This is a genomic window from Acinetobacter sp. WCHA29 (genome assembly GCF_002165335.1).
Lineage (GTDB): Bacteria > Pseudomonadota > Gammaproteobacteria > Pseudomonadales > Moraxellaceae > Acinetobacter.
Genome location: NZ_NHRQ01000041.1, coordinates 1 through 5,433 on the forward strand (window position 1 = coordinate 1; position 5,433 = coordinate 5,433).

Sequence of the window (5,433 nt, forward strand, 5' to 3'; positions counted from 1 at the left end):
TAAGTCTCGGCAAGTTGTGTGCAGCTAATAGAGTTCGGTTCTGTCATGAGAAAGCCCATATAAATGGGTAGAGTACAAGTTGCTCTAGAAGCATGTTTAATTCGTCTGATCACAGATACTTTATAAAGTATTTTAGTACTTTTTTGAATCCGTCAATGCGTAAGTCCTAATTAATGTTAAATATGTTTTAAAATTGTAAATTACGTGATATATTTCACACAATTATGTGTGGCTACTCATTAGGGTTAATTAAAACTTTAATTAGGACAAAAATAAAGGTCAGATTGAAGTTGTTCACTTTCATTATTGATGAAAAATGTCCCACCGATGGAGGAGAATTTTTGTGATAAAAGTTAATAAAATCTTTTATTTATTTATTTGTGCTATTGTTTTCTTATATACATCTATTTTACATGCTGCTGTTGATATTGTTGTCAATGAGAATGATAGTCCTGACCCAATCGCAGCAGGTGGGACATTAACTTATACTCTGAATGTAGCTAATAATGGTCCTGATGATTCGACAGGAGTTAGTTTGACGGCGGCGTTACCTGCAACAGTAAGTTTGCAAAGTGTCGTTTCTTCGCAGGGGACATGTACAGGTACAACAACAATTACTTGTAGTCTGGGTAATATTGATAATAATGCGGCAGTCAATATTGTGATTAAGGTGACTGTACCCACCACACCAGGGACATTAACCAGTACCTTCACAGGTTCAAGTGGTCAAATTGATACTAATTTAACCAATAATAGTAAGATTGAAACAACAACAGTTGTACAAAGTGCTGATTTGCAAATCACAAAAACGGATAGTGCTGATCCAGTATCAGAGGGGGCGACTTATAATTATGTGCTGGCGATCAAGAATTTAGGGCCTTTTGCTCATACTACAGCAGATACAGTGACTGTAACAGATAATATTCCATCCAGTATGCGTCTACAAAGTCTACCCAGTGGTACTAATTGGACTTGTAGTAGTTCTGGTGGTACAACATTTCCCCAAAATGGACCAGTTGTTGTAACGTGTCAGAGAAATATACAAGCCAATAATGCCTTGGCAGTCAATGCAAGTTTTCAGAATATTACAGTACCCGTCAAGGCATTGGCTTATGGGACGGTAACCAATGAAGCCAGCGTGAGTTCAACGATGGCTGATAAAAACACTGCCAATAATACGGTTACAGAAAATACTTCGGTAAATCAGGCGGTTGATTTAAGTGTGGCAAAGGTACTTACCAATACGTCAAATACTACCATTGGGACGAGTACACAGATCGGTGCAGGTGCGACTTATCGGTATCGTCTAACACCGTCTTTAGTCATTGGGGATACAGCAGGTGCAACGGTTCGAGTCACGGATCCATTACCGAATAATATACAGGTCACTACTTCACCAACAGTATCTGGTAATTCAGGGGTATGGAGTTGTGATTATAGTCCAAGCCAGACTTTACCTTTTACGGTATCAGCCAGTAACCCTGTGAGTGTCATTTGTGACTCTTCAACACCCTATGTGAATACCAGTACGACAACACAAAGTCTGGGGATTATCCAGTTTGATTTTATCCCAACTCAAGGGGGTACATTGACTAATGCGGCAACAGTAGGTTCTGTGGGTAATATCTTAACTGATATTGCAACCAGCAATAATACAGCTTCAGTGACACATACAGTGAACGGAAATGCCGATCTGAGAATTACTAAAACTGTCAATGGTTCTGGTGCTGTACGTGCTTTAAACTCTACAGCAACTTACACGCTTGCTTATCGTAATGCGGGTACATCTCCAATCCCTGCTGGAACAACAGTAACGATTACTGATACGTTGCCTAGTGGTGTTCAAATTACGGCGATTACTGCGCCAGCTGGCTGGAGTTGTCCAACTGCAAGCACAGCTTCTCCCATTAATGGACCTACAACCATTACATGTACACTGACCAATGGTCTGGTGGTATCAAGTAGTAATAATGGTAGCATCACACTGTCCGCAAAATTTACCAGTACTGGGGTGAAGCAAAATATTGGCAATATTAGCTCTGTCATATCCGATCCTGATCTGAGTAATAACCAGTCAGACAATACGCTGACGATTGTAGATACATCAGGAGGTGGTACTTATAGTGATTTGTCAATTGTTAAGGACGATACCGTATCAGGCAATACTACTTATGGACCTGATCCTGTGGCAGTAACAGGTAATGTACGCTATCGCTTACGTGTAACCAATAATGGACCATCTAATATGCCAACGGGTCGTACAGTGACAGTAACGGATACCATTCCTGTCAATTCTACCATTGTGAGTTATGCACCCACTGTATCTACCCAAGGCTGGAGTTGTAGTGATACTGGCACGGTGATTACCTGTATCCGCACTGTGAGCGCTTCATCTACCTGGACGGTAAATACAACCAATGATATTGATGTGGTATTAAAAGCCAATAACGGCACAACAATGACTAACTACTCACAAGTAGTGACCACAAACGATCCAATAGGCAGCAATGATACTGCCCAACAGCAAACCACTATTCTGGATGATGCCAATTTAAAACTGGTTAAAACAGTGTCAGCCACTAGTGTTTATATGGGACAGAGCTATACCTATACTTTTGTGGTGACGAATCAGGGGCGAACTGCTGTACCAGTGGGAGCGTCAAATGCTATTCGTTTGGTTGATAGTATGAATCCTGATCCAGGGGCAACACTGGTGTCTACGACAGCGACAGCCAATGGCTGGACTTGTACCACAGCAGGAACAGGAAATGTCACTCCCTTGACTTGTGATTATGCAGGTGGTCTGGCAGTGGGGGCGAGTACTTCATTTACTGTGACTGTGACACCTAGGACGGTTGGGACGGCACGTTCAAATACAGCCAGTATCAGTTTTGTCAGTACTGCTGTTGTTGCTGATCCAGATTTTACAGATAATAGCAGTACTGTGACCTTAGATGTACTGCCAAGTGCTGATTTGCAGATCGGCAAAAGTGCTTCCTTAACCACGGTTGCTGCTGGTCAGAACCTGACCTATATTTTAACCGCCAGAAATAATGGTCCTAGTGTTGCTACCAATGTTACTGTTATTGATACTTTACCGAGTAATGTGACAGTGATGTCAATCACACCAACAGGCGCTGGTACTTGTCAGCAGGACGTACCTACAGCAGGAAAAATTCAGTGCCAATGGGCAAGTTTAGCCAATAATACTACGCAATCAGTGACAGTGGTGGTGCGTCCCCAACAGGCAGCAGCAGGTACAAACATCATAAATACCGCCACTATTAGTTCCGATATTTATGATGCTGTGAGTACCAACAACACATCTTCAGTGTCTACAACAGTAACTTCTGCTGTCATTGATCTGGTGATCAATAAATCAGATCTGGTTGATCCTGTTGCGCAAAACGGCACTGTGGTTTATACGGTAACAGTAAATAATCTGGGGCCTTCGGTTGCAACCAATGTGATAGTCACTGAAAACTTGCCTTATACTTATCTTGAATTTATAGATGCCACCCCTCAGCAGGGAAGTTGCACAACACCAAATAGCAGTCATCAAATGCTCTGTAATCTGGGAAGTGTAGAGGCGGGTCAAACAATAACGATTACTATCCGTATGTTGGCAAAGTATATTGGTACCGATGTCAATCAGGTCAGTGTTCAGGCAAGTGAAACAGATAGTTTAACGACCAATAATAGTGATAGTGAAAATACCACAGTGCAACTTGGAACAGATGTTCAGGTCACCAAATTGGTCGATAGTACAAATATTTATGTTAATCAATCTTTTTGGTATACCATTAATATTTTCAATGAGGGGCCTGCAAACAGTAATGTGACTCTCACAGATACTATTCCTGTAGGAATTGATTATGTTTCCTATACCATAACAGGGGGAAGTTGTACTTACAATAGTAGCAATAAGACCCTGACTTGCAACATGGGGTTAATGACTCCAGCTACAACTAAGCAAGTCAGAGTACAGGCAGTTTCCAGACAATTAGGGACGATTATCAATACAGCAAATGTAAGTGGTTCGACACCTGAGCTTATTTTGGATAATAACCAGTCTAGCGTGAGTGTTAACTCACAACTGATTGTTTCAGGAAGGGTATTTAATGATAATGGCGGCACAGTAAATAATATTTTTGCTAATGCCTATAATGGTGTACAAGATACTGGCGAGAATGGGATTGCTGGTGCGAGGATTCAACTGACCAATTGTATTAGTAGTATTATTGCAGAAACCACAACCAATGCAGCAGGTGATTATCAGTTTATTCGTAATGCAAATCTGCCAAGTCCCTATTGTATTATAGAAACTAATACGCAAAATTTTACCTCAGTTAGCGGTGTTGCCAATTACACACGTAGTACCGATACCATTAGCGTGGCAAATAGTACTGTAGCCAGCTATACCACAGGAAATTTTGGCGATGCTAATCTGAGCGTGATACTCATAGAAGATGGGCAACATACCATTAAAGCAGGAGAAGTGACTGACTATCCACATCGACTGATCAGTTACGCGCCTGTGAACATTACCCAGATGGTACAAAATCTGGCACAACAGCCAGCTTCCAGTACAGATCAGGTATGGCAGGCTATTATCTATCAGGATACTAACTGTAATGGCAAAGTGGACGCGGGGGAAAGTGTATTTAACCCCACCACAGGTAGCCCAATCCTGTTACAGCCAGCAACCGACATCTGTCTGGTACAGCGTGTCCTGTCGCCAAGTAATGCCTATGCAGGCGCACAGCAAATGACCCGACTACAGGCCAGCTATCAGATTAGCCTGAGTAATCCATCGCAAACGATCACAGGACAAAGCAACCAGCGACAGGATACCACCCTGATTGGCAGTGCAGGACTTGATTTGCAGAAACGAGTACGTACCGTTGCCACGTGCCCATCAACAGTGAGTGACAGCACTTCTTTTGCGATCAACAATCAGGCGACCAGCCAACAAAAACTGGAGTATGAGATCACCTATAAGAACAATAGTGTGAAAGTGTTGCAAAATGTAAAGCTGAAAGACAGTGTGCCATTGGATACAACGTTTGGTAGCATCAATTGCCAGTCTACCCCTTCAGGCATTACAGGTTGTACAGCAACCCATAACAATGGCCAGCTAGAGTGGGTGTTGACAGGTAATCTGCCACCTTCTGCTACGGGTACAGTGAGGTTCTGTGTTTCACCGTGATGGGGTGGTTATTGCAAAATGCTCAGGAAGTCTGGCTGTTAGCTACTTGCTGGGTGTTTTGATAGGGGGAGGAGTTCTGAATTCTCAATTAAAGGATTCATATTGATGTCATAAAAGTGAAAGATTATTTATAGGATTTTAAGATGATAGGACTTACGCATTGACGGATTCAAAAAGTATTAAAATGCTTTATAAAGTATCTGTGATCAGACGAATTAAACATG

General features: G+C 41.9%; 1 protein-coding gene and 1 pseudogene. One reads left to right on the plus strand and one right to left on the minus strand.

The genetic code is table 11. From position 1 onward, the window contains the following. Window positions 1-113: pseudogene (locus tag CDG59_RS15230) on the minus strand (IS701 family transposase); the annotation flags it as partial. Window positions 114-343: 230 nt separating this feature from the next. Between CDG59_RS15230 and CDG59_RS14735 the strand changes: the two are divergent. Next, window positions 344-5,209, plus strand: a complete 4,866-nt coding sequence (locus CDG59_RS14735) for an SdrD B-like domain-containing protein (RefSeq protein WP_171295057.1) — start codon at window positions 344-346, stop codon at window positions 5,207-5,209. The last annotated feature ends 224 nt before the right edge of the window (window positions 5,210-5,433 follow it).